We start from the raw sequence: 23,589 nt of genomic DNA on the forward strand, positions 1-23,589 counted from the left end.
TGTATCGAGCATGAGGTGAGGGATGGACGCTTTCAACCCGACCACGAAGACCCAGCAGGCGATCTCGTCGGCGGCGCAGGCGGCCACGATGGCCGGCAACCCGCACGTGTCCGCCGCCCACCTGCTGGGCGCCCTGCTGGCGCAGGGTGAGGGACTCACCGCGCCGCTGCTGACCGCGGTCGGGGCCGACCCGGAGGTGGTGCACAAGGAGCTGGAGCCGCTCATCGCGGCCCTGCCGTCCGCGACCGGCGCGACGGTGTCGAGCCCGCAGTTCGACACCTTCGCCGTCAAGTCGCTGACGCGCGCCCAGAAGCTGGCCACCGAGCTGGGCGACGAGTACGTCTCGACCGAGCACCTGCTCGTCGGGCTCGCCACCGAGGGCGGCCAGGTCGCCGACCTGCTCAAGCGGCACGGCGCGACCCCGGACGCGCTGCAGGAGGCGTTCGCCAAGGTCCGCGGCTCCGCGCGGATCACCAGCGCGGACCCGGAGAGCACGTTCAAGGCGCTGGAGAAGTACGGCGTCGACCTCACCGCCCGCGCCCGCGCCGGCGAGCTCGACCCGGTCATCGGCCGCGACACCGAGATCCGCCGCGTCGTGCAGGTGCTGTCGCGGCGCACGAAGAACAACCCGGTCCTGATCGGCGAGCCGGGCGTCGGCAAGACGGCCATCGTCGAAGGGCTGGCCCAGCGCATCGTCGCCGGGGACGTCCCGGAGTCGCTGCGCGGCAAGCGCGTCGTCGCCCTCGACCTCGGGTCGATGGTGGCCGGCGCGAAGTTCCGCGGCGAGTTCGAGGAGCGGCTGAAGGCCGTGCTCAAGGAGATCACCGACTCCGCGGGCGAGGTCGTCACCTTCATCGACGAGCTGCACACGATCGTCGGCGCCGGCGCGACCGGCGAGGGCGCGATGGACGCGGGCAACATGATCAAGCCGATGCTCGCCCGCGGCGAGCTGCGGATGGTCGGCGCGACCACGCTCGACGAGTACCGCCAGCACATCGAGAAGGACGCCGCCCTGGAGCGGCGCTTCCAGCAGGTGCTCGTCGGCGAGCCGTCGCCGGAGGACACCATCGCGATCCTGCGCGGGCTGAAGGAGCGCTACGAGGTGCACCACGGTGTCCGGATCACGGACGCCGCGCTGGTGGCGGCCGCGACGCTGTCCGACCGCTACATCACCGCGCGCTTCCTGCCGGACAAGGCCATCGACCTGGTCGACGAGGCCGCGTCCAAGCTGCGCATGGAGATCGACTCGCGGCCGGTGGAGATCGACGAGGTCGAGCGCGCCGTCCGGCGGCTGGAGATCGAGGAGATGGCGCTCGCCAAGGAAAGCGACGCCGCTTCGAAGGACCGGCTCACCGCGCTGCGTGCCGAGCTGGCCGAGAAGCGCGAGACGCTGACCGCGCTCACGGCGCGCTGGCAGAACGAAAAGGGCTCCATCGAGAAGGTCCGCGAGCTCAAGGAGCAGCTGGAGCAGCTGCGCGGCGAGTCCGAGCGCGCCGAGCGCGACGGCGACCTGGGCAAGGCCGCCGAGCTGCGCTACGGCCGGATCCCGGCGCTGGAGAAGGAGTTCGAAGCGGCCACCGCGGCGAACGAGGCCAGCCAGCAGAACGTGATGCTGAAGGAGGAGGTCGGTGCGGACGACGTCGCCGACGTCGTGGCCGCGTGGACCGGCATCCCGGCGGGCCGGCTGCTCGAAGGCGAGACCGGCAAGCTGCTCCGGATGGAGGAGGAGCTGGGCCGGCGGGTCGTCGGGCAGAAGGACGCCGTGCAGGTCGTCGCGGACGCCGTGCGCCGCGCCCGGGCCGGCGTCGCCGACCCGGACCGCCCGACCGGTTCGTTCCTGTTCCTCGGCCCGACCGGCGTCGGCAAGACCGAGCTGGCCAAGGCGCTGGCGGGGTTCCTGTTCGACGACGAGCGGGCGATGCAGCGGATCGACATGAGCGAGTACTCCGAGAAGCACTCGGTGGCGCGCCTGGTCGGCGCCCCGCCGGGCTACGTCGGGTACGACCAGGGCGGGCAGCTGACCGAGGCCGTCCGGCGCCGGCCGTACTCGGTGGTGCTGCTCGACGAGGTCGAGAAGGCCCACCCCGACGTCTTCGACGTGCTGCTGCAGGTCCTCGACGACGGGCGGCTGACCGACGGCCAGGGCCGGACGGTGGACTTCCGGAACACCATCCTGATCCTGACCTCGAACCTCGGCTCGCAGGCCATCGCCGACCCGTCGCTGGACGAGCGGCAGCGGCGTGACGCGGTGCTGGAAGTGGTCCAGCGGCAGTTCAAGCCGGAGTTCCTCAACCGGCTCGACGACATCGTCGTGTTCCACTCGCTCGGCACCGAGCAGCTGACGTCCATTGTGGACATCCAGGTGGCCCGGCTGGCCGCGCGGCTGGCCCAGCGCAGGCTGCACCTGGAGGTCACCGACGGCGCCCGCGAGTGGCTCGCGCTCAACGGCTTCGACCCGATCTACGGCGCCCGTCCGCTGCGGCGGCTGGTCCAGTCGGCGATCGGCGACAAGCTCGCGAAGGAACTGCTGTCGGGCGAGGTCCGGGACGGCGACACGGTCCGCGTCGACATCCCGGAGCTGGAAGCGGGCGACTCGTTGACGGTCACCCGCGTCTGACCCCAAGTCCGTGAAGGCCTCCTTACCGGCTCTTATGGCCGGGAAGGAGGCCTTCACGGCTTTCCGGCCGTCCAAAGTGGCTTCTCGTGACGATTTGTCGACCCGGGATCGGGAATTGGCCCGAACGGGCCCGGCGACACGGGTACCGGCGCTCATCTCTTCGGCGTAGCAGGCGATACCCTGCACGTCGTGGGTATTCCGGCGTGGATCTGGTTCGTCATCGCCGCCGTCGCGCTGGTGGCGGGGCTGGGGCTGCTCGCGGCCGACCGGGCGAAGGAGGGCTCGCGCAACCGCGAGCGAATGCGCTGGGCGCAATTGCGCGGCTGGCAGTTCGTCGAGGAGGACGAACGGCTGCCGCAGCAGTGGGCAGGCGGCGCGATCGGCTACTTCGGCGCGGACGCCGCGGTGAACGTCGTCGCGGGTTCGACCTTCACCTCCGACGGCCGCCGTCCCGTGTTCATCTTCGACATCGAGTCCGAGGGGCAGATCCCGGCGGTCGTCGTCGCGGTGCGCTGCAACAAGAAGCACCGGATCCCCATCGAGATGTGGCTGTCCAGCGTGCCGTTCCAGCGCACCGACATGCCCGAGATGCTCGGCCCGATCGGCTCGCGCTACGCCTTCGCCGACGACGCCGACGGCGCCCGCGCGGTGATCACCCAGGAGCTCGTCGACGCCGCGGACCAGCTCGGCGGCGACGTCGGCGTGGCCTGGCTCGAGAACGAGTGGGTGCTCGCCAGCGTCGTCCCGACCGCCGGGCCGTCGCGCCTCGAGCGCCTGCTGCGCGACCTGGGCGAGATCGCGGACATCGTCGACCCGTTCGACGAGGACTACGACGCGGGCCGCCACCAGGCGAGCGCGCCCATCCCGTCCAGCGGGGGCAACCCGCCCACCCCGGCCGCGGGGACGCCGGTCCAGCAGCCGCCCGCGGACCCGCCGCCGGCGCCGCAGGGCTAGAGGTCGAGCGCCGGCCGGTCGAGCACGCTGACCGCCGCCGACGCGAGGGTCCCGCGCACGGTGGTCGTGCCGCCCTGGACGTGGACGACGTGGTCGACGCCGAGGTCGCCGCTGATCGAGCCCGACGACAGGCTCTGCGACGTCTTGACCAGGCCGGACGCCGGTCCCAGCTGGCCGCCCAGCTCGTGGCTCTGCTCGACGTCGAGGTCGAGGTCGCCGGCGAAGCTGCCGATGGCGTGCTGCTCGGACGCCACGCCGACCGCGCCCAGCCGGCCGAGGTCGACGGCCTGCCCGGACGACCGGCGGGCGGCGACCCCGCCCGTGAGGTCTCCCGCGAAGAGCCCGGTGTCGAGCTGCTCGGCGTTCTCGCTCAGGACGTCGACCCCGTGGGGCAGCCAGACGCCCTGGTGGGCCCGCCCGAGGACGCCCGCGCGGTCGCCGCGCGTGGCGACGGCCTCCGTGAGGTCGGACGCGAGCCGGGCGTCGCCGAGCTGCTTGGCCACGACGTCGCGGCGGCTCGCGGAGAGCGTGTCACCGTCGCTGTCGAGCGTGGTGGTGTGCCGGTGGTCGAGGGGCAGGGTGAGTTCGGCCGGGGACGCGAGCGCCGCCGCGGGGGACGCGAACAGGAGGGCCACGGGCGCCGCGCCGGCGGCGATCTTGGGCAGGTAGCCGCTCTTGCGCCTGCTGTGCTTACCCATGATCGGGACGATAGCCCGGGCTCGAAACGGCTGCACCCGGAGGCCCTGACCTGTGGGTATCGTTCACCCACATGACCACCACCAACTTCTTTGCCGGGGGTCCGGGTGGCGGAGCCCCCGGCTCGGGGCGAAGCCCCGGAAGTCACACCGCTGTGATCACCGGAGCCACTGCGGGCATCGGCGCGCAGTTCGCGCGCACGCTCGCCGCCGAGAAGTACGACCTCGTGCTCGTCGCCCGCGACACCGCGCGCCTGGAGGCCTATGCCGCTGAGCTGCGGGAAAAGTACGGCGTCGCCGTCGAGGTGCTCCCCGCCGATCTGTCCGAAGTGGACGGACGAACGGCGGTCGAGGAGCGGCTCGCCGCCGGTCCGGTCGACCTGCTCGTGAACAACGCCGGGTTCGGGCTGAACGGCGACTTCTGGACGATCCCGCCGGACGCGCTGCAGCGCCAGCTCGACGTGAACGTCACCGCGGTGCTGCGACTGACCCGGGCCGTGCTGCCCGGCATGATCGAGCGCGGCCACGGCGACATCATCCAGGTCAGCAGCGTCGCGGGCTTCTTCAGCGGTCGCGGTTCGACGTACACGGCCAGCAAGAACTGGGTCACGTCGTTCACCGAAGGCATCGCCGCGTCGCTGCCGAAGGGCGTCCGGATGATGGCGCTCTGCCCCGGTTTCACGGCTACCGAGTTCCACCAGCGAGCGGGCATCGGCAAACCGGGCCCGAAAATCGCCTGGCTGGGTGTCGAACAGGTGGTCGGCGAAGCGCTCGCGGACCTGCGCCGTGGCAAGGTGATCTCGGTGCCGAGCCTGCAGTACAAGGCCGTCGTCGCGATCGGCGGGCTGCTGCCGCGCACGGTGCTGCGCCGGATCAGTGGCGGCTTCGGCGGCAAGGGCCGCACCTGAGTAGGGCTGTCCCTACCCCGAAGACGCGCGTGCGCACCAGGGTCATCGAGGGGCTGCCTGCCTAGCGTTTTCCCCATGACGAATGAGGCGGTTCGGCTCGAGGCCGTGCGCAAGGAGTACGACGGCGTGGTCGCGCTGGACGGGGTCTCGATCTCGTTCCCGCGCGGCGGTTTCACGGCCGTGATGGGCCCGTCGGGCTCGGGCAAGAGCACGTTCCTGCACTGCGCGGCCGGGCTCGACCGGCCGACGTCGGGCCGCGTCGTGCTCGACGGCCAGGACCTCGCCGGCAAGAGCGAGACGTACCTGACCAAGCTGCGCCGCGACCGCGTCGGCTTCGTCTTCCAGGCGTTCAACCTGCTCTCGGCGCTGACGGTCGAGCAGAACGTCGTGCTGCCGCTGCAGCTGGCCGGGAAGCGTGCGGACAAGCGGCTCGTCGCGCGGATCCTCGAGCACGTCGGGCTCGACGGCCGCCGCAAGCACCTGCCCGGGCAGCTCTCCGGCGGGCAGCAGCAGCGCGTCGCGATCGCGCGGGCCCTGGTCACCGACCCGGCCGTGCTGTTCGCCGACGAGCCGACCGGGGCGCTCGACACCCGCACCGCCGCCGACGTGCTCGGCCTGCTGCGCGACTCCGTCCGGTCGTCGGGCCAGACGGTGATCATGGTGACGCACGACCCGGTCGCCGCGTCCTACGCCGACGAGGTCGTGTTCCTGGCCGACGGCCGGATCGCCGGCCGGCTCGCCCGGCCGACCGCCGAAGCCGTCGCCGAACGGATGACCCACCTGGGGGCCTGGGACCGGCCGGCGGTGCGGGCCTGATGTTCAAGCTCGCGATGCGCACCCTCCGCCTGCGCAAGGGCGGGTTCCTGGCGACGTTCGTCGCCGTGTTCTTCGGCGCGCTGATCGTCTCGGCGTGCGGTGGCCTGATGGAGACGGGCATCCGCTCCGAGACGCCGGTGCAGCGGCTGGCCGCGGCGCCGATCGTCGTCGGCGGGCAGCAAACGCTTGCGCTGCCCGAAGAGGACCCGGCGACCCTCGACCCCGAGGACAAGCACAAGGTCAAGAACGCGACGCTGCCCGAGCGCGTCCGCGTCGACGCCGCGCTGGCCGACCGCCTGCGCGCGGTCCCCGGCGTCACGAACGTCGTCGGCGAGGTCAGCTTCCCGGCGCAGGCCGGCGCCGCGAGCGCCCTCGGGCACGCGTGGGATTCCGCCGCGCTGACGCCGTACACGCTGAAAGGTGAAGCGCCGAAGCCGGGCGAAGTCGTGGTCGACGCCGGGCTCGGGCTCGCCGTCGGGGACACGCTGCCGGTCGCCGCGCACGGCAGCGTCGGCCAGTACCGGATCTCCGGCATCGCCGAGGCGCCGCAGGTCATGCGGGATTCGGCGCTGTTCTTCTCCGCTTCCGACGCGGAAAAGCTGTCCGGGCACCCGGGGCAGTTCGACGCCATCGGCGTCTTCGGCGGGGACGTCGACGCGGTGACGGCGGCCGTCGGGGACGCCGGGATCGTGACGACCGGGACCGACCGCGGTGCCCTCGAGTTCCCCGAGGTGACCAAGAGCGGTGAGGACCTCATCGTGCTGGCCGCCGTGTCGGGCGGGCTGTCGGCGATGGTCATGGTGTTCGTCGTCGCGGGCACGCTCACGCTGTCGACCCAGCAGCGCCAGCGCGAGCTCGCGCTGCTGCGCGCGATCGGCACGACCCCGCGCCAGCTGCGGCGGATGGTCCTCGGCGAGGCGCTGGTCGTCGGCGTGCTCGCGGTCGCCGTCGCGGTCGTGCTCGGGCCGCTGCTCGGGAAGTGGCTGTTCGGCGAGCTCGCGGCCCACCACGTCGTGCCGGACGTGCTGGAGTTCGAGCAGGGCTGGCTCCCGGCGACGGTCGCCGCGGGCGCTTCCCTGCTGGCCGTCGTCGCCGCGTCCTTCGTCGCGGGCCGCCGGGCCTCGAAGGTCCGCCCGACCGAGGCGCTGGCCGAAGCCGCCGTCGAACGGCGCTGGGTGACCCCGATCCGGGTGATCACCGCGATCCTGTGCTTCGCGGGCGGGACGGCGCTGGCCATCGTCACGGTCGCCGTGATGACCGGCCCGGTCGCGGCCAGCACGGCCGGCCCCGCGGTGATGCTGTGGGCGTTCGGGCTCGCGGCGATCAGCCCGGGCGTCACCAAGGTGACGGCGATGCTGCTGCGCTGGCCGGTCCAGGCGGTCACCGGCGTCACCGGCCGGGTCGCGCTGCTCAACACCCGCGTCGGCGCGGTGCGGACGGCCGGCGCGGTCACCCCGATCATGCTCGCGGTCGGCATCGCGACCGCCAACATCTACCTGCAGACCACCCAGGAAGCCGTCTCGAACCAGGCGTACACGGAGGACCTGCGGGCGGACGCGGTCGTCGCCGGGCCGGGCGGGCTCGACCCGTCGGTGCTCGGCCGGGTCGCCGCGGTGCCGGGGGTCGCGAGCGCTTCGGAGTACGTCACGAGCTCGGTGTTCGTCGAGAAGCCGTACGATTCGAACAACGACCAGGACGGCTGGCCCGCGCTCGGCGTCAGCGAGCTGACCGGGAACGCCGTCGAGGTGCCGACGACGCTCGGGCGCCACGTCGGCGACACGCTGTCGCTGAAGCTCGGCGACGGCACGCCGGTGGACGTGCGGGTGACGGCCGTCGTGAGCCAGCGCGCCGGGTTCGAACGGCTCGTGCTGCCCGCGTCCCTGCTCGCACCGCACACGACGCTCGGGCTGGCTCCGCAGCTGCTGGTCCGCGCCGCTCCCGGCGTCGACCCGGCGACGCTGGCTTCGCGCCTTCGCGAGGCGACGGCCGGAATGCCGGTGATGGTCGGTGATCGTGCCGCGCTCATCGCGGCGCACGCGAAGGGCAACGAGATCGGCGCGTGGGTCAACTACCTGCTCGTCGGGATGATCATCGCGTACACGGTGATCTCGGTCGTCAACACGCTGGTGATGGCCACGGCCAAGCGGCGCCGCGAGTTCGGGCTGCAGCGGCTCGGCGGGTTCACCCGCGGCCAGGTGCTGCGGATGGCCGGTGTCGAAGGCGGGCTGATCGCGACCATCGCGGTGCTGCTCGGGACGCTGGTCGCGGCGGGCTCGATCGTGCCGTTCTGCCTGGTGGTGAGCGGATCGCCGCTGCCGTCCGGGCCGCCGGCGATCTACCTGGTGGTGCTCGCGATCGCCGTGGTCCTCTCGCTCGTCGCGATCCTCGTCCCGGCCTGGGCGGCGACGCGCGGGCGTGCGGTCGACGCCACATCCATCGGGGAGTGAGAACGGCCGTGTGTAAGACTCTCGGCCGTGGCGAACCCCGGGTTGGATCAAGCGGCGAAACTCGAACTGGCCAGGCTGGTCACCGATCTTTCCGTGGTGCACGGAAAAGTGACCCTGGCGTCCGGCAAGGAAGCCGACTACTACATCGACCTCCGGCGCGCGACGCTGCACCACGCGGCCGCACCGCTGATCGGCAAGCTGCTGCGCCAGCTCACCGCGGACTGGGACTACGTCGCCGCGGGCGGCCTGACGCTAGGCGCCGACCCGGTCGCGCTGGCGATGCTGCACTCCGCGGCGACCGAGGGTGTCGTGCTCGACGCGTTCGTCGTCCGGAAGTCCGTCAAGGAACACGGCATGCAGCGGCGCATCGAGGGCATGGAGGTCCGCGGGCAGCGCGTGCTGGCGGTGGAGGACACCTCCACGACCGGCGGCAGCGTCCTGACGGCGGTCGAGGCCCTGCGTGAAGCGGGCGCGAACGTCATCGGCGTGGTGACGGTGGTCGACCGCGACACCGGGGCGCGCGAGGCCATCGAGAAGGAAGGTCTGGAGTACCGCTACATCCTCGGCAAGGACGACCTCGGCCTGGACTGATTCGCCCCGGTGACCCAAGTCACCGACAATCACCCCGTGACGATTCCCGCGCTTCTGTGTCCTCCTGTCGAGGAGGTGCCGTGACGACCAGCGCGGAGCCAGGTACGCCGCTCGACGACGCGACCCTCGTCAGTCGCGCGAAAGACGGCGATGTCCAGGCGTACGAGCAGCTCGTGCTGCGCTACCAGGGGCCGATGTTCCGGCTCGCCGTGAAGATGCTCGCGCACCGCGGCGACGCCGAGGACGTCGTGCAGGAGGTCTTCCTCAACGCCTGGCGCAAGCTCGGCCAGCTCGGCGAGGACGCGGCGTTCGTCGGCTGGCTCTACCGGGCCACCACGAACCGCTGTCTCAACGCGATCCGCGCGCGCAAGCCCCAGGCGGACGTCGACCTGGACACCGCCGAGTCGCCGCGGGTGGACCTCCAGCCGGAGCGGGCCGTCCAGGTCAGCGGCCAGCTCGCGGCGTTGAACGCGGCACTGGCGCAGCTGACGCCCGAACAGAGAGCGTGCTGGCTGCTGCGCGAAGTGCACGGCCGGTCCTACGACGAGATCGGCGAAGTCGTCGGCGCGAACGCGACCGCGGTCCGCGGCCGGATCGCGCGGGCCCGGGCTCAGCTGGCGGAGGTGATGAAGCCATGGCGATGACGGACTACGAGCTGCCCTGCGAACGCGACGTCGAGCAGGTGTGGGAGCGGCTCGACGCGGTCGGCGCCGGGCTGGCCGACGAGCACGAGCTGACCTGCCCGCACTGCCGGGCCGCGCGCGAAAGCCTGCTGGCCCTGCGCGAGGCCACCGCGGAGCTGGTGGCCGAGGAGGACGTACCGCCGGCCTTGTTCGGCCGGATCATGTCGGCGGTGCGGGCCGAGGTGCGGCGCGGCTCGATGGTGGCGCTGCCGACCCCGGAACCGGGGTTCGTCGAGATCAGTGAGCAGGCCGTGGCCGCGGTGCTGCGGTACGCGGCGGACACGGTCGACGGCGTCCGGGCGCGCCGCTGCCGGGTGCGGACGGGCACCGGCGGCGTCGTCGAAGTCGAACTCACCCTCGCGGTGAGTCTCCGGAACGTCACCGGCGGTGCAGCGTTGGCGCTGGTGCGGGAACGGGTGACCGCGGCGGCCGCGGCCCGGGTGGGGCTGACGCTCGCGAAGCTCGACCTGCTGGTGGACGACCTCTTCGAGGAAGACACTGTTGCGGAAGACACTGTCGGGGAGCCAGGGGAATGAGGGTGGACTACGTCATCGCCGATCCGGTGATCGCCAGCGTGGCGGCCAGGGCGGCGATCGGGACGCCGGGCGTCGTCCGGCTCGAGCCGGGCCTGCGCGGCCTGGTGACGGCGTGGACGCGGGCCGCGCGCCAGCGGTGGAAGGGCCTCGACCCGGCGCCGGCGGACGGCGTCCGGGTCCGCACGATCGACGGCCGGGTGACCGTCGAGATCGACCTGGTCACGGCGGCGGCCGACCAGGCCGCGGCGGTCGGCCGGGCCGTGCAGCGCGCGGTCCGGCGGTTCGTGACCGAGCAGACCGGCTTGGTCGTCGACGAGGTTTCGGTGTCCATCATGGACATCGAGGCCCGGTGACCGCGGCCGAAGCCGTCGCGAAGATCGTCGGCGCCCTCGCGGCGGTGGACGGTCTCCGCCCGGCGACCCCGATCTCCCCCGAGGCGACGTGGCTACCGGTCGACTGGGCCGGCCTGGCGGTCGACCTGACGGCCGATGTGGTCGAGCTCCGCCTGATCGCGACGCGGTTGCCGATCCCGCCGTTGCTGGAGCAGGCCACGGCGGTGGTGCGTCCCCTGCTGGCCGGAACGGAGTGGGAGAACGCGCGGCTGCGGCTGGTCGTCACGGACCTCGACGGCGCGGCGTTCGCGAGACCCACGTCACAGTGATCCTCTCCCCTCCCGCGGGTCCTCACCTACGAAAAGCCTTGGGGCTCAGCACATTCAGGGAGGACCTCCATGACCGCGACGGCCGAGAAGACCACTGAGAAGGCCGAGACCGCCGCCCTCGTCACCAAGCAGGGCACGACCACGATCGCCGACACCGTGGTGCAGAAGATCGCCGGGCTCGCCGCGCGCGAGGTCAGCGGCGTGCACGATCTCGGCGGCGGCGCGGCGCGGGCGTTCGGCGCCCTGCGCGACCGCATCCCGGGTGCCTCGGCCAGCGTCGGCCAGGGCGTCTCGGTCGAGGTCGGCGAGCGGCAGGCGGCCGTCGACCTGCAGATCCTGGTCGAGTACGGCGTCGCCATCGCCGATCTCGCGCGGTCGGTGCGCCGCTCCGTCATCACGTCGATCGAGCAGATGACCGGGCTGGAGGTCGTCGAGGTGAACATCACCGTCAGCGACGTCCACCTGCCCGGCGACGAGGAGCCCGCGCCGAGCGACCGGGTGCGCTGACCCCGCCCGGCGTACCGTCGAGGCATGGATGAGCCGTCGAAGCCCGACGAGCCGCCGGAGCGGCCCGGGCACCAGCCGCCGTGGAAGAAGCCGCCCGAGCAGTACCCGCACGAGGAGCCGACGAAGTACCCGGCAAAACGCCCGCCGGAATTCCCACCGGGTGTAACGCCTCCGTCACCGCCCAGGTGAATGGGTTGCTCCGGTGGGTTAAACATCACACGGCCGGGCATTCTCAGGGGCGGCCGAACTCGATCAGCGGAGTAAAGTCGCTGGTAGGGGGTCGGTGAAGGGGGCGTGTGATGGCGAAGTTCCTGGCGGAAGTGACTGTCGCGGTACACATCTTGGCCCTGCTTCTCATCGGTTTCGGCGGTTTCATCGCCTGGCGCTGGCCGAAGCTGATCTTCGTCCACCTCGCCGGGGTGGCCTGGGGCATCCTGGTCAACGTGGCGCCGGTGCCGTGCCCGTTCACCGCGCTGGAGAACTACTTCCGGCACCAGCAGGGCCTCGGCGACCTGCCCGGCGGGTTCAACGCCTACTACCTGTACGGCACGGTGTTCCCGCAGTCGTGGCTGCCGGCGATCGGCATCGTCGCGATCGCGGTGGTCGTCTACTCCTACGTCGGCCTCTACCACCGCTGGCGCCACCGCGACCACACCGAGGACGCCCGGACGCACCGGGTGCGCCTGGGTTAAGCGACAATCGGGGGGTGAGCACCTCCCCCGACGCCGGACCCACCGAGTGGGTGAGCCGCGAAGAGGTCGGCGTCGGCCCGTGGCCGGGTGACTGGCCCTCGGACGAGCGGTACGACCCGGACCTGCTGCGCGACGGCGACCGCCGCAACGTCGTCGACGCGTACCGCTACTGGCGCCGCGAGGCGATCGTGTCCGATGTGGACCGCCGGCGGCACCCGTTCCACGTCGCGATCGAGAACTTCCAGCACGACCACAACATCGGCACGGTGGTCCGCACGGCGAACGCCTTCGCGGCGGCGGAGGTGCACATCGTCGGCCGCCGCCGCTGGAACCGCCGCGGCGCGATGGTGACGGACCGCTACCAGCACCTCCGTCACCACGACGACGTCTCCGGACTGGTGTCGTTCGCCTCGGAAAACGGCCTCGCCGTCGTGGCGGTGGACAACACCCCGGGGTCGCAGCCGGTCGAGACGGCGGAAATCCCGCGCGAGTGCGTGCTGCTGTTCGGCCAGGAAGGGCCGGGGCTGTCGCCGGGCGCGCAGGAGGCGGCGTCCCTGGTGGTGTCGATCGCCCAGTTCGGGACGACGCGCTCGATCAACGCGGGCGTGGCGGCGGGGATCGTCATGCACGCTTGGGTCCGGCAGCACGCCGATCTGTCGACGGCCTGGTAGTCAGAGCCCCCAGCCCCAGCGCAGCTGCACCACGCCGGACGCGTTGTTGGTGGCCAAGCCGCTCCCGCTCTGGCGCGTGATCGAGTAGGTGTCGCCGGAGCGCAGGCCGGGCCAGTAGACGACGCCCATCTGTCGCGACCTCGCGAGATCGGTGGTGGCGGCGAAGTACGCGGTGAAGGTGTTGCCGTCCTGGTGGCCCGCGGAGTAGTCCAGTCCCGTCGTCATCGGGGCGCCGGCCTCGTCGATGATCGTGCGCGAGGAGTACGACCCGAGCCGGTTGCTCAGGTTGGCCGTCCACGCGGCGCGGGTGGTGTCCGAAGCCCAGAAGCCGTAGAAGTGCAGCGACAGCAGCGTGCCGCTCAACGCGCCGGCGGCGCCGACGCCGGTGACGTTGTCGTTGTAGCCGGTGCCGCTGATCAGGACCCGGCCGCGCGGGACGGCCGAGTGCCGGGACAACCAGGTCGAGCAGAGCGACACCCAGGCGTTCAGGCTGTAGCCGAACGGCTCGTTCATCGGCTCGAAGTAGACGTTCCCGTTGCCGCCGTAGTCGCCGGTGACCTTGTCCCACATGGTGTTCCACGCGGTGACGTCGTCGACGAAACCGTCCTTGTCCGCTTCCCAGTACCCGAAGATGACCTTCATCCCGTGGGCCAGCGTCGAGTCGGCGGCCCCCTTGTAGCGCGCCCACCAGTCGGAATTCACGCTCTGCGGGTTGATCGGCAGCCGCACGGTGTTCGCGCCGAGCTGCTGGAAGCCGGTGATGATGCCGTCCGCCTTGGCGCGGACGACGTCGTAGCTGTCGCCCGCGGTGAGGCCGGTCGGGATGACCCAGCCGTCCACGTAGTTGTCACGGGCGTCGGCCCAGTTCACGCCGCGGAAGGCGTTCGTCGCGGCGGACGCCGGCGGGACCGTGAGCAGGGGTGCGGCGAGAACGGCGAGCAGGAGGATGCGCAGGCAGTGACGAAGGCGGGTCATGCGAACTCCGATGTCCGATGATCGATGTTGACGTCAACATGCCTGGCCGAGAATCCTCTCGGACCGGGGCCGGTGTCAAGCGTCAGGCGGGGGCGACCTCGACCGGGATGCCGTTCAGCACCGAGGTTCCCGATGGCACGTCGAGCAGCGTCTCGTCCGCGACGAGGTTCGAGTTGACGCCGGGGTTCGCGCTCGCCACGCGGGTCCGCGCGCCGTCGACATCGTGGCCCCAGCCGTGCGGGATGCTGACCACGCCCGGCCGGACCTCGTCCGTCACCTCCACCGGCACCTCCAGCTTGCCGGCGCGCGAGCTCACCGACGCCAGCGAGCCGTCGGTGAGGCCCAGGCGCGCCGCGTCGGCCGGGTGCACCAGGACCGTGCAGCGGTTTCCGCCGCGGACCAGCGGCTTCAGGTTGTGCATCCACGAGTTGTTCGAGCTCAGGTGGCGTCGGCCGATCAGCACGAGACCCTCGTCGAGCGGGCGGTCCAGCTCCGCGCGCAGCCGGGGGACGTCGGCGACGACCGGCTCCGGCGCCAGCTCGATCCGGCCGGACGCCGTGCACAGCATCTCGGGGATCCGCGGCTTCAGCGGCCCGAAGTCCATCCCGTGCGGCGCGGCTTCGAGGTCGGCGAGCGTGACGTCGTACGGCCCGGCGCGCAGCAGCAGGTCGACCAGCCGCGCGGGGCCGGTGCGGTCGGGGGTGACCTCGAGCTCGGCACGGCGGGCGACGTCGGCGGCGACGAAGTCGTCGAGCGCCGAGACGTCCGCTTCGGGGCCCTGACCGGTGACGATGCCGGTGAGCCGCAGCATCGTCTCCCACTCCTGCGGCAGCTCCGACGGCAGCGTCGCCGGCGTCCAGTTGGCGACGTTGCGCACCGAGAGCTGGTAGAAGGCCAGGTCGAAGTGCGGCCGCTCGAGCGGCGACGGGCCGGGCAGGATCACGTCGGCCTGGCGCGAGGTCTCGTTGAGGTAGACGTCGACGGAGATCATGAAGTCGAGCTTCTTCAGGGCTTCGCTCAGGCGCCCGGCGTTCGGCGTGCTGAGGCAGGGGTTGCCGCTGACGGTGATCAGCGCGCGGACCTGGCCCTCGCCCGGGGTTTCGATCTCGTCGGCGAGCGTCGCGACCGGCAGTTCGCCGACGACCTCGGGGTAGCCGCGCACGCGGCTGTGCCAGCGCCCGACGGCGAACGGCCGCCGGTTGCCGGTCGGCTGGCACGCGGCGAGGGGGAACATCGCGCCGCCCGGGGCGTCGAGGTTGCCGGTGAGCACGTTGAGGACGTCGACCAGCCAGCTCGCGACCGTGCCGAACGCCTGCGTCGTGGTGCCGATCCGCCCGTAGACCACGGCGTTTTCCGCGTCGGCCAGTTCGAGCGCCATCCGGCGGATCTCGGCCGCGTCGATACCGGTGCGCGGGGCGACAGCTTCCGGGGTGAACGGCCGGGCCAGTTCGCGGACCTCGTCGAGGCCGTTCAGGTGTTCTTCGAGACGGCCTGGTGCGACGCGGTTCTCCGCGAACAGGACGTTGACCAGGGCGAACAGCAGCAGCGCGTCGGTGCCGGGCCGGATGGCGTGGTGCTCGTCGGCGAACTGCGCGGTGCGCGTGCGGCGCGGGTCGACGACGACGATCTTGCCGCCGCGCTCGCGGATCCCGCGCAGCCGCCCGCGGATGTCCGGCGCGGTCATCAGGCTGCCGTTCGAGACGAGCGGGTTGGCGCCGAGGATCAGCAGGTGCCGCGTGCGGTCGAGGTCGGGCACGGGGATGGCGAGCGGGTCGCCGAACATCGTGCCGGACGAGTAGTGCTTCGGCATCTGGTCGACCGACGTCGCGCTGTAGAAGTTCTTGGTGCCCAAGGCTTTGTAGAGCACCCGGCCGTAGAGCGTCAGGGCGATGTTGTGCACGCCGGGGTTGCCCGCGTACACCGCGACGGCGTCCCGGCCGTGCTCCTCGAGGATCGGCGGGAGCCGGCGGTCGATCTCGTCGTAGGCCTCCTGCCAGCTGACCTCGACGAACTCGCCGTCGCGCTTCAGCAGCGGTGCGGTCAGCCGGTCGGGGTCGTGGTGCAGTGCGCCGAGCGACGCGCCCTTGGGGCAGATGTAGCCCTTCGAGAAGACGTCGTTCTCATCTCCCCGCACGCGCGTGACCTGCTGGTTTTCGTCGAGCGTGACCTCGAGCCCGCAGGTCGCCTCGCACAGCGGACAGGTGACGTGTGCTGTGGTCATGAGTACCTCGCAGGCCGTCGGGTCCTTCAACATACCGAGCGGTATGTCGATGGGCAAGGCAGGATTGCGCCATGGACGTCTCGGCTGCCGAACGCGCGGTGACTGCCCGGCATTTGCGGCGGGTGTGGGGGCTGCCCGGGACCGTCCTGGGCCGCAGCCGCTGGCCGGCGGCACTCGACCAGCGGCTGCACTGGCACTGGAACTACTGGTGGCAGGCGCACCTGCTGGACACCCTGGTCGACGCACAGCTGCGCTCACCCACTTCTTCCCGCATGACCCTGATCCGTTCTTTCGTGCGTTCGGTGCGGCTGCGCAACTTCGGCCGGTGGACGAACGAGTACTACGACGACATCGCGTGGCTCGGCCTTGCCCTGCAACGGGTTGCGTCGCTGGGCGTCGACACCGGCCCGGCGGTGGCGGCGATCGACACGCAGCTGCTTTCGGGCTGGACGCCCGCGGCGGGCGGCGGCATCTGGTGGCGCCGGGGCGACGACTTCAAGAACGCCCCGGCCAACGGTCCAGCGGCGATCTTCCACGCCCGGTCCGGGAATCTCACGCGCGCCCGGGAAATGACCTCGTGGATGTCGTCCACTTTGGTCGATCCTTCGTCCGGCCTGGTCTGGGACGGGATCCGAGCGGACACGGGCGAGCTGGTGAAGCACATTTTCACGTACTGCCAAGGGGTTTACCTCGGGGCGTGCCTCGAGTTGTCCTTAGTGGACGAAGCGGCCCGGACGGTGCGGGCGGTGGCTTCGCATTGTGCCCCGGGAGGGGTGATCCGCGGCCAGAGCGGCGGCGACGGCGGGTTGTTCGCGGCGATCCTGGCGCGCTACCTGGCGTTGGCGGCGCACGCGTTGCCCGGCTCGGAAGCCGCGGTGGCGCGGTCGCTGGTGCTGACGTCGGCCGAGGCGTGCTTGTCCGGTGCTGCCGAGGCGCCGGAAGGTCCGCTGTTCAGCGCGTTCTGGGACCGCCCGGCGCCGCCGTTGCCGCTACCGGAGGACGCGCCGGAGCGGGACATGTCGGTCCAGGTCGGTGGCTGGATGCTGCTGGAGGCGGCGGCGACGCTGTGAGCGGACGCGTCAGTGCTGGACGCCTTCCTTGCGCGGGTCGAGGTCGACCTTGGCGCCCTTGCGGTCCTCCCCGGTGTCGTGCCAATCGGCGATCGCGGCCTTGAGCCGGGCTTTCTGCTCCGCGTCGCTCGCCGCGTACTTCTCCGCGGCCTTCTTGATGCGGTCGGCCGCCATGAGGTACCGCGCGGTCGTCTTCTGGAAGAACGACTCGATGTCTTCCCGCAAGGCGATCAACGCCGTGTCCGCCGCGGTGGGCACGGCGCCGCGGCCCACGAGCTGCCCGTCGGCGTAGGACGCCTCGGCGACCTTGCTCAGCAGGCCGGAGTAGATCTCGGCGGCGTCGTAGCAGTGCTGGGCGATCTCCATGACCACGACGACGTCCACGGCGAACCGGCCGGACGCGGACGGGTCGCTGTCGTCGCCGTCGGGACTGCTCTTCGTGAAGTCGTAGAGTTCCAGCACCTTGTGGTCGACGCCGGCGATCCGCTGCCCGACCGCCGTGATGGCCTTCTGGTAGTCCGCTTCGGCTTCGTCCAGATCGGTGTGGAGGGCGCGGACGGCGGGGTCCAAGTGCGCGAAGAAGCCGCTCAGCTGCGGGAACCGAAGTCCTTCGTTCGTTTTCGCCTCGCCGACGTTCGCCACGACGTCGACCACGAAGCCGATCAGGTTCAGCGCCTCGCCGACGCTGCCCGGAGCCTTCTCGCCCAGTGCCTTGGCGACCGTCGTGGCGATGCCCCACGCCTGGCTGGCGGCGTTCACCGCCACCTTGGCCTTCGGAGCTTCCTTCGCCGGCACCGGCGCGGTTTCGAAGAGCTCGCCGGTGGCCCGGGCGATGAGCTCGAGGATGTTGTTCCGGGTGGCCTGGATCGTCGTGGCCCGCAGGGAGTAGCAATTGGCCAGCCACCGCACGAGCACGCTTTGGTTCTTCAGCGTGGGGCCGACCGTCGAAAGGAAGCCGCCTTTGAGGCTGTCCGCCGCGAGCCCCGTCCACCCGGCCAGCCAGGCCCGGTTGTTGTTGCCGTCGTCCCGCACGGAGAGCTTCTCGACCATGCCGGGCAGGGTGTAGGCGTCGACCGACCCGTCCGGTCGCATCGTCCCGTCGACCTTCAGGAGACTTTGCCGGGCGTCGTCGAGGGACGAGAGCTCCGGTCCGCCCGCGAGATCCGGGATCGCGGCCGCCAGCTGGTCCCGCTTCGCCCACGCCCAGTCGCCGACCTGGGAAAAGACGTCGGCCGCCCGGCATTCGACGTACTTCGCGTCCGGGACGCTCCAGCCGTCGCAGGGGGCGGACGGCCGGTTGGCCGGCGTGCTGTCGGCGACGGCCCAGGCGACGACCGGGCAGGTCGTCAGATGACCTCGTGACTCGGGCGGGACCTGCCACCGGGCGGGCTCGGGCGCGCCGTCGATCTGGCTGGTGCCGCCGCGCAGGGTCTGCCCGGCGTCCCTGGTCCAGCGGCGTTCCAGCGCCTGCCAGTAATCGTTGAGCGCCGCCGAGAGGGAAGCCGAGTAAACGCTTCCGCTCATGTACTGACCGCTCATTCGCCACTTCCCCCGGTTCGTTTCCGTCGAGCGCGCCGAGAGTAGCAACGAAGTGACGCATTTAGACCAATTGTCACTCCCCGGTGTCCGGAAGTGGCCAGTGTCCGGTCAGCAGCCACAGGAGGCGCCGTGCAGGAACCGCGGGGTCAGCGACACCGATTCCGGCGGCCGGTCCGGATCGGCCATCCGGGACAACAACAGCTGCACTGCCCGGCGTCCGAGGTCCGCCACCGGCTGGGCCAGCGTAGTCACCGCCGGGCTCACCCGGCGCGCCCACTCCATGTCGCCGTACCCGACCACCGCCAGCTCCGAGCCGATGCGGATGCCGCGGCGGTGGGCTTCGTACTGGACGCCCACCAGCATCGACTCGTCCGCTACCACCAGCGCCGTCGGGGAGGGCCAGCCGTCCAGGAGCTTGGCCGTCGCCCGGGCCGCTCCGCCCGACGTCGACAACCCGCACTCCACCAGCTCGCGGTTGAACCGCAGCCCCGCCTGCTCCAGCCCCAGCCGGTAGCCGCGGACGCGCTCGCGGCTGATGTCCAGGCTCTCGTCGCCCGAAATCAGGCCGATCTTGCGGTGCCGGCCCTCGGTCAGGTGCTTCACCAGCGAAGCCACCGCGTACACGTTCTCCGTGCCCACCTGGTCGACGTCGTTGCGGGCGGCGACGCGGTCGACCAGCACCGTCGGCACGCCCATCCGGACCAGGCCGTTGATCACCGCTTCGTCGCCGGGCGAAGGCACCAGCAGCACGCCGTCCACGAGGTCCGCCCGCAGCGCGCGCACCAGCGCCGCCTCTTCACTCACCGTGTCGCCGGTGTCGGCCAGCGTGACATCGCAGCCCGCCTGGGCCGCGGCCGCCCTGATCGAGCGCAGCAGCTCGCTCGAGTAGGGGTTCGCGTGCGTACCCATCGCGACGCCGATCCGGTAGGTGACCGGGGGGTCCCACAACCGGAGCTCCGGCGAAAGTGCGGTCATAAGCCCTCGCAGACGCTCAGCCGAAAGGTATCCGCTGAGCGGCCACGCCGAGGCGCTCGCACCCCAGAATCACTGATGTGAGTGAACCGGCGGACAGCCGCACGATTCGCGGTGACGCAGAGTGGGTGCCAGCCGCACGGTCTCGGCCTTGCGCGCGGGGTCGTTGATCCGGGCCAGCAGCAGCCGCACCGCCTGCCGGCCGATCTCCTCGATCGGCTGCGCCATCGTCGTCAGCGGCGGGTCCACGAGGTCCGCCCACTCGACGTCGTCGTAGACCACCACCGGCAGGTCACGCCCGATCTTCAGCCCGCGCCGCCGCGCCTCGTGCAGCACCCCGACCATCATGCTGTCGTTCCCGACCACGAGCGCCGTCGGCGGCTCGGGCAGGGCCAGCAGCGTGCTCAACGCCAGCGCGCCCCCTTCGTGAGACGAGTTCCCGCAGGCCACGAGGTCGGACGACCACGTGAGCCCGGACCGGCCGAGGCCCAGCCGGTAGCCCAGCACGCGCTCCTCGCTGGTCGAGAGCCCCGGCGTGCCGCTGATCATCCCGATCCGCCGGTGCCCGAGCGTCGCCAGGTGCGCGGTCAGCGCCGACGTCGCCTGGATGTTCTCCGTGCCCACCTGGTCGACGTCGGCGCGGGTGGTCAGCCGGTCGATCAGCACCGTCGGCACGTCCAGGGAGACCAGCTCGCCGATCACCGGGCCGTCGCCCGGCGCCGGGGTGATGAGCAGGCCGTCGACGCGGCGGGAGCGCAACGCCCGCACCGTGTCGCGCTCGGTGCCGGCGGTGTCGTGCGTGTCGGCCAGCAGCACGGTGTACCCGTGCGCCGACGCCTCCCGCTCGATCGCCTGCATCAGCGTCGCGAAGTACGGGTTGGCCACCAGTGAGATCGCCATCCCGATCGAGCGTGTCCCGCCGGTGACCAGCGAACGGGCGATCGCGTCGCCGGTGTAGCCGGTCGTCTCGATCGCCCGCAGGACCGCCGCCTTGGTGTCCTCGGCGACCGCCCGCGTCCCGTTGACGACGTGCGAGACGGTCGTGATCGAGACGCCGGCGAGCTCGGCGATGTCCCGCTGGGTCGGCCGCGATGATCTCGGCTGGGGCATGCCAATCCTTTCCGGCAAGCGTTTGCGCAAACGCTTGCGTCACCGGTGCAGTCTGTCTACCTTCCCGACCATCGGCAAGCTTCGACACGAACAAAGGGTGGGAACCCATGAGACAGCGAAGTCTCACCGCAGTCGTGCTGGCCGCCGTCCTCGCCGCGACGACCGGGTGCACGGTCGAACGCCACTGGGGCGGCAACACCAACACGGGCGGGAGCGGCAAGGCGAAGGTCGGCCTGGTCACCAAGACCGACACCAACCCCTACTTCGTCGAACTCCGCAACTCCGCGAGAGCCGCCGCGCAGGCCAACGGCGCGGACTTCAACGCACTCGCCGGCCAGTTCGACGGGGACAACGACGGCCAGGTCCGCGCCATCGAGAACCTCATGCAGCAGGGCGTGAACACGATCCTGATCACGCCCAGCTCCTCGACCGGCGTGCTGAAGGCGATCAAGGACGCGCGTGACGCCGGGGTCCTCGTCATCGCGCTCGACACCGCCACCGAACCGCCCGACGCCGTCGACGCCACCTTCGCCACCGACAACTTCGCCGCCGGCGAACAGCAGGGCGCGTACGTCAAGGCCGCGCTCAAGGGCGTCCCGCCCAAGCTGCTCATGGTCGACGGCACGGCCGGCAGCTCGGTCGACACCCAGCGCCACGGCGGTTTCCTCAAGGGCATCGGGCTCACCGACGGCTCGCCGGAGATCAAGGGCCACACCGCGGCCAACGGCGACCAGAGCCTCGCCCAGCAGGGCATGGAGAACCTGCTGCAGCGCAGCACCGACATCAACGCCGTCTACTCGATGAACGAGCCGATGGGCCGCGGCGCGTACGCGGCGCTGAAGGCCCGCGGGCTCACCGGCCAGATCGTCATGGGCTCGATCGACGGCGGCTGCGAGGGCGTCCAGAATGTCAAGGACGGCCAGTACGCCGCAACCGTCATGCAGTTCCCCAAGAAGATGGCCGAACAGGGCGTGCTCGCCGCCGTCGAGTACGCGAAAACCGGCAAGAAGCCGACCGGCTTCGTCAACACCGGGTCCGCCGTGATCACCGACAAGCCCCTGCCCGGCATCGAAAGCCACGACACCGCGTGGGGCCTGCAGAACTGCTGGGGAGGCGCGAAGTGACGACAGCAACCGCAGTGTCTACCAAGGACCGTGAGTCGCTCGGCGAGTTCCTCCTCCGCGCCCCCGCGGTCGGCCCGGCGCTCGCGCTGGTCGTCGCGATCGTGGTGTTCTCGCTGGCCACGGACACGTTCTTCGACCTCGACAACCTGTCCACAGTGGTCCAGCAGTCGCTGGTCGTCGGAACGCTCGCCCTGGGCCAGACGCTCGTCATCCTCATCGCGGGCATCGACCTGTCCAACGCGTCGTCGATGGTCGTCGCGACGCTGATCATGGCGAAGCTCGCCGCGGCCGGCACCAACGGCTTTGTCGCGCTGCTCGCCGGTGTCGTGCTGACGATCATCGTCGGCATCTTCATCGGTTCGCTGGCGACGCGGATCAAGCTGCCGGCGTTCATCATCACGCTCGGCACGTTCACCATGCTGACCGCGGTGTCCAAGCTGATCGCCGGCGGCCAGGCCGTGCCGGTGACCGACGGGCTGCTGCAGTGGCTCGGCACCAAGCGCTACCTCTTCGGCGGCATCCCGATCACCTACGGCATGACGCTGGCGCTGCTGATGTACCTCGGGATCTGGTACGCGCTGACGAAAACCGCGTGGGGCAAGCACGTCTACGCCGTCGGCAACGCGCCGGAGTCCGCGCGGCTGTCCGGGATCAAGGTCAACCGCACGGTGCTGTCGGTGTACATCGTGGCCGGCCTGACCTTCGGCATCGCCGCCTGGCAGGCGCTCGGCCGGACGCCGAACGCCGACCCGAACCAGTTCCAGCTCGGCAACCTCGACTCGATCACCGCCGTCGTCCTCGGCGGGACGAGCCTGTTCGGCGGTCGCGGCTCGGTGCTCGGGACGCTGATGGGTGCGCTGGTCGTGGCCGTGCTGCGGTCGGGGCTGACGCAGATGAACGTCGACGGCAACTACCAGGACCTCGCCACCGGGGCCCTGCTGATCGCCGCCGTCGTGGTGGACCGGATCGCGAGGAGGCAGCAGCAGTCATGACCGATCCCATCCTCCAGGCCCGCGGGCTGGTGAAACGCTACGGCCGCGTCACCGCGATCGACGGCGCCGACTTCGACCTGCTCCCCGGCGAGGTGCTCGCCGTCGTCGGGGACAACGGCGCCGGGAAGTCGTCGCTCATCAAAACCCTGTCCGGAGCCGTGATCCCGGACGAAGGGGAGATCAAAGTGGACGGCAAGACCGTCCACTTCAAGTCCCCTTTGGACGCCCGGCACTACGGGATCGAGACGGTGTACCAGGATCTCGCGGTCGCGCCCGCGCTCGACATCGCGTCGAACATGTTCCTGGGCCGGGAAAAGCGCCTCAAGGGACCGTTCGGGCTGTTCCGGAAGCTCGACACCGCCACCATGCGGGCCGAAGCGCAGCGGATCCTCGACGAGCTGGGCATCAACATCAAGTCGATTTCCCAGCCCGTCGAGACGCTCTCCGGTGGTCAGCGCCAGGGTGTCGCTGTGGCCCGCGCGGCCGCGTTCGGGACCAAGGCGGTGATCATGGACGAGCCCACCGCCGCGCTCGGCGTCGCCGAGTCCGGCAAGGTGCTCGACCTCATCGGCCGGATCCGCGACCGCGGCCTGCCGGTGGTGCTGATCAGCCACAACATGCCGCACGTGTTCGACATCGCCGACCGCATCCACGTGCACCGCCTCGGCAAGCGCGTCGCGGTCGTCTCGCCGAAGACGCACTCGATGAACCAGGTCGTCGGCCTGCTCACCGGGGCGCTGCGGCTCAACGAGAACGGCGAAGTCGAAGAGGCCGCCGCGGCGACCCACGTGGCCGGCTTGAAGTGAGA

At 71.2% G+C, this 23,589-nt stretch carries 23 protein-coding genes; 17 read left to right on the forward strand and 6 right to left on the reverse strand.

The genetic code is table 11. The features are described 5' to 3' along the window. Positions 1-22 precede the first annotated feature (22 nt). Together clpB and QRX60_RS12645 are read left to right on the forward strand one after the other, a co-directional pair. Positions 23-2,617, forward strand: coding sequence for an ATP-dependent chaperone ClpB (gene clpB, locus QRX60_RS12640; protein WP_286000967.1), 2,595 nt, complete (start codon positions 23-25; stop codon positions 2,615-2,617). A gap of 189 nt (positions 2,618-2,806) precedes the next feature. Next, a complete protein-coding gene (locus QRX60_RS12645; protein WP_286000968.1) occupies positions 2,807-3,571 on the forward strand; it encodes a type III secretion system chaperone family protein in 765 nt (254 codons plus the stop codon). Here the strand turns inward: QRX60_RS12645 and QRX60_RS12650 are convergent. Then, complete coding sequence (locus QRX60_RS12650) at positions 3,568-4,269, reverse strand: hypothetical protein (RefSeq protein ID WP_286000969.1); 702 nt, start codon at positions 4,267-4,269, stop codon at positions 3,568-3,570. The two genes, QRX60_RS12645 and QRX60_RS12650, sit on opposite strands and share 4 nt — an antisense overlap. A 71-nt stretch (positions 4,270-4,340) precedes the next feature. On the opposite strand from QRX60_RS12650, the gene QRX60_RS12655 reads away from it, so the two are divergent. The 11 genes from QRX60_RS12655 (at position 4,341) to QRX60_RS12705 (ending at position 12,778) form a co-directional block, all read left to right on the forward strand. Then, complete coding sequence (locus QRX60_RS12655) at positions 4,341-5,174, forward strand: SDR family NAD(P)-dependent oxidoreductase (protein WP_408630229.1); 834 nt, start codon at positions 4,341-4,343, stop codon at positions 5,172-5,174. Between the two features lie 75 nt (positions 5,175-5,249). Further along, positions 5,250-5,990, forward strand: coding sequence for an ABC transporter ATP-binding protein (locus tag QRX60_RS12660; RefSeq protein ID WP_286000971.1), 741 nt, complete (start codon positions 5,250-5,252; stop codon positions 5,988-5,990). Beyond that, positions 5,990-8,437 carry an ABC transporter permease gene (locus QRX60_RS12665; RefSeq protein WP_286000972.1) on the forward strand — a complete coding sequence of 816 codons (2,448 nt, stop codon included), beginning with the start codon at positions 5,990-5,992 and terminating at the stop codon, positions 8,435-8,437. The genes QRX60_RS12660 and QRX60_RS12665 overlap by 1 nt, the downstream gene beginning before the upstream one ends. Before the next feature lie 27 nt (positions 8,438-8,464). After that, positions 8,465-9,028: an orotate phosphoribosyltransferase gene (gene pyrE / locus QRX60_RS12670; RefSeq protein ID WP_286000973.1), complete on the forward strand. Its 564-nt coding sequence runs from the start codon at positions 8,465-8,467 to the stop codon at positions 9,026-9,028. Positions 9,029-9,108: 80 nt separating this feature from the next. Continuing rightward, entirely contained in the window at positions 9,109-9,672 is a 564-nt protein-coding gene (locus tag QRX60_RS12675; RefSeq protein WP_286000974.1) for an RNA polymerase sigma factor, read from the forward strand. Next, complete coding sequence (locus QRX60_RS12680) at positions 9,663-10,247, forward strand: Asp23/Gls24 family envelope stress response protein (protein WP_286000975.1); 585 nt, start codon at positions 9,663-9,665, stop codon at positions 10,245-10,247. The genes QRX60_RS12675 and QRX60_RS12680 overlap by 10 nt, the downstream gene beginning before the upstream one ends. Then, the gene (locus QRX60_RS12685) at positions 10,244-10,600 is read left to right on the forward strand and encodes an Asp23/Gls24 family envelope stress response protein (protein ID WP_286000976.1); all 357 of its coding nucleotides are present in this window, start codon (positions 10,244-10,246) and stop codon (positions 10,598-10,600) included. Before QRX60_RS12680 ends, QRX60_RS12685 begins: the two co-directional genes overlap by 4 nt. Next, the gene (locus QRX60_RS12690) at positions 10,597-10,908 is read left to right on the forward strand and encodes a hypothetical protein (protein ID WP_286000977.1); all 312 of its coding nucleotides are present in this window, start codon (positions 10,597-10,599) and stop codon (positions 10,906-10,908) included. The genes QRX60_RS12685 and QRX60_RS12690 overlap by 4 nt, the downstream gene beginning before the upstream one ends. Before the next feature lie 69 nt (positions 10,909-10,977). Further along, positions 10,978-11,415 (forward strand): Asp23/Gls24 family envelope stress response protein, encoded by a 438-nt coding sequence (locus QRX60_RS12695; protein WP_286000978.1) that lies wholly within the window; start codon positions 10,978-10,980, stop codon positions 11,413-11,415. Positions 11,416-11,714: 299 nt separating this feature from the next. Further along, a complete protein-coding gene (locus QRX60_RS12700) occupies positions 11,715-12,107 on the forward strand; it encodes a DUF2784 domain-containing protein (protein WP_286000979.1) in 393 nt (130 codons plus the stop codon). Between the two features lie 14 nt (positions 12,108-12,121). Next, positions 12,122-12,778: a TrmH family RNA methyltransferase gene (locus QRX60_RS12705; protein ID WP_286000980.1), complete on the forward strand. Its 657-nt coding sequence runs from the start codon at positions 12,122-12,124 to the stop codon at positions 12,776-12,778. Here QRX60_RS12705 and QRX60_RS12710 read toward each other — a convergent pair whose 3' ends face one another. Both QRX60_RS12710 and QRX60_RS12715 read right to left on the reverse strand, forming a co-directional pair. Further along, positions 12,779-13,753, reverse strand: a complete 975-nt coding sequence (locus tag QRX60_RS12710; RefSeq protein ID WP_286000981.1) for a cellulase family glycosylhydrolase — start codon at positions 13,751-13,753, stop codon at positions 12,779-12,781. An 82-nt stretch (positions 13,754-13,835) separates the two neighbouring features. Then, positions 13,836-15,974: a molybdopterin-dependent oxidoreductase gene (locus QRX60_RS12715; RefSeq protein ID WP_286000982.1), complete on the reverse strand. Its 2,139-nt coding sequence runs from the start codon at positions 15,972-15,974 to the stop codon at positions 13,836-13,838. Between the two features lie 71 nt (positions 15,975-16,045). Here QRX60_RS12715 and QRX60_RS12720 point away from each other — a divergent pair, with 71 nt between their 5' ends. Then, the gene (locus tag QRX60_RS12720; RefSeq protein ID WP_286000983.1) at positions 16,046-17,044 is read left to right on the forward strand and encodes a glycoside hydrolase family 76 protein; all 999 of its coding nucleotides are present in this window, start codon (positions 16,046-16,048) and stop codon (positions 17,042-17,044) included. A gap of 9 nt (positions 17,045-17,053) precedes the next feature. Here the strand turns inward: QRX60_RS12720 and QRX60_RS12725 are convergent, their stop codons facing one another. From QRX60_RS12725 to QRX60_RS12735, 3 genes are all read right to left on the reverse strand, one after another. Then, a complete protein-coding gene (locus QRX60_RS12725) occupies positions 17,054-18,568 on the reverse strand; it encodes a hypothetical protein (protein ID WP_286000984.1) in 1,515 nt (504 codons plus the stop codon). A gap of 123 nt (positions 18,569-18,691) precedes the next feature. Then, a complete protein-coding gene (locus QRX60_RS12730; protein ID WP_286000985.1) occupies positions 18,692-19,558 on the reverse strand; it encodes a LacI family DNA-binding transcriptional regulator in 867 nt (288 codons plus the stop codon). A gap of 69 nt (positions 19,559-19,627) precedes the next feature. Next, complete coding sequence (locus tag QRX60_RS12735; protein WP_286000986.1) at positions 19,628-20,665, reverse strand: LacI family DNA-binding transcriptional regulator; 1,038 nt, start codon at positions 20,663-20,665, stop codon at positions 19,628-19,630. A gap of 107 nt (positions 20,666-20,772) precedes the next feature. Here QRX60_RS12735 and QRX60_RS12740 point away from each other — a divergent pair, with 107 nt between their 5' ends. From QRX60_RS12740 to QRX60_RS12750, 3 genes are read left to right on the forward strand one after another with little or no spacing between them, the layout of a single operon-like run. After that, positions 20,773-21,789 (forward strand): substrate-binding domain-containing protein, encoded by a 1,017-nt coding sequence (locus QRX60_RS12740; RefSeq protein ID WP_286000987.1) that lies wholly within the window; start codon positions 20,773-20,775, stop codon positions 21,787-21,789. Between the two features lie 14 nt (positions 21,790-21,803). Further along, positions 21,804-22,781, forward strand: a complete 978-nt coding sequence (locus QRX60_RS12745; RefSeq protein WP_456298885.1) for an ABC transporter permease — start codon at positions 21,804-21,806, stop codon at positions 22,779-22,781. Next, positions 22,778-23,587 carry an ATP-binding cassette domain-containing protein gene (locus QRX60_RS12750; protein WP_286000989.1) on the forward strand — a complete coding sequence of 270 codons (810 nt, stop codon included), beginning with the start codon at positions 22,778-22,780 and terminating at the stop codon, positions 23,585-23,587. Before QRX60_RS12745 ends, QRX60_RS12750 begins: the two co-directional genes overlap by 4 nt. Positions 23,588-23,589: the final 2 nt, after the last annotated feature.

It is taken from the genome of Amycolatopsis mongoliensis, from assembly GCF_030285665.1.
In the GTDB taxonomy this organism is placed as follows: domain Bacteria; phylum Actinomycetota; class Actinomycetes; order Mycobacteriales; family Pseudonocardiaceae; genus Amycolatopsis; species Amycolatopsis mongoliensis.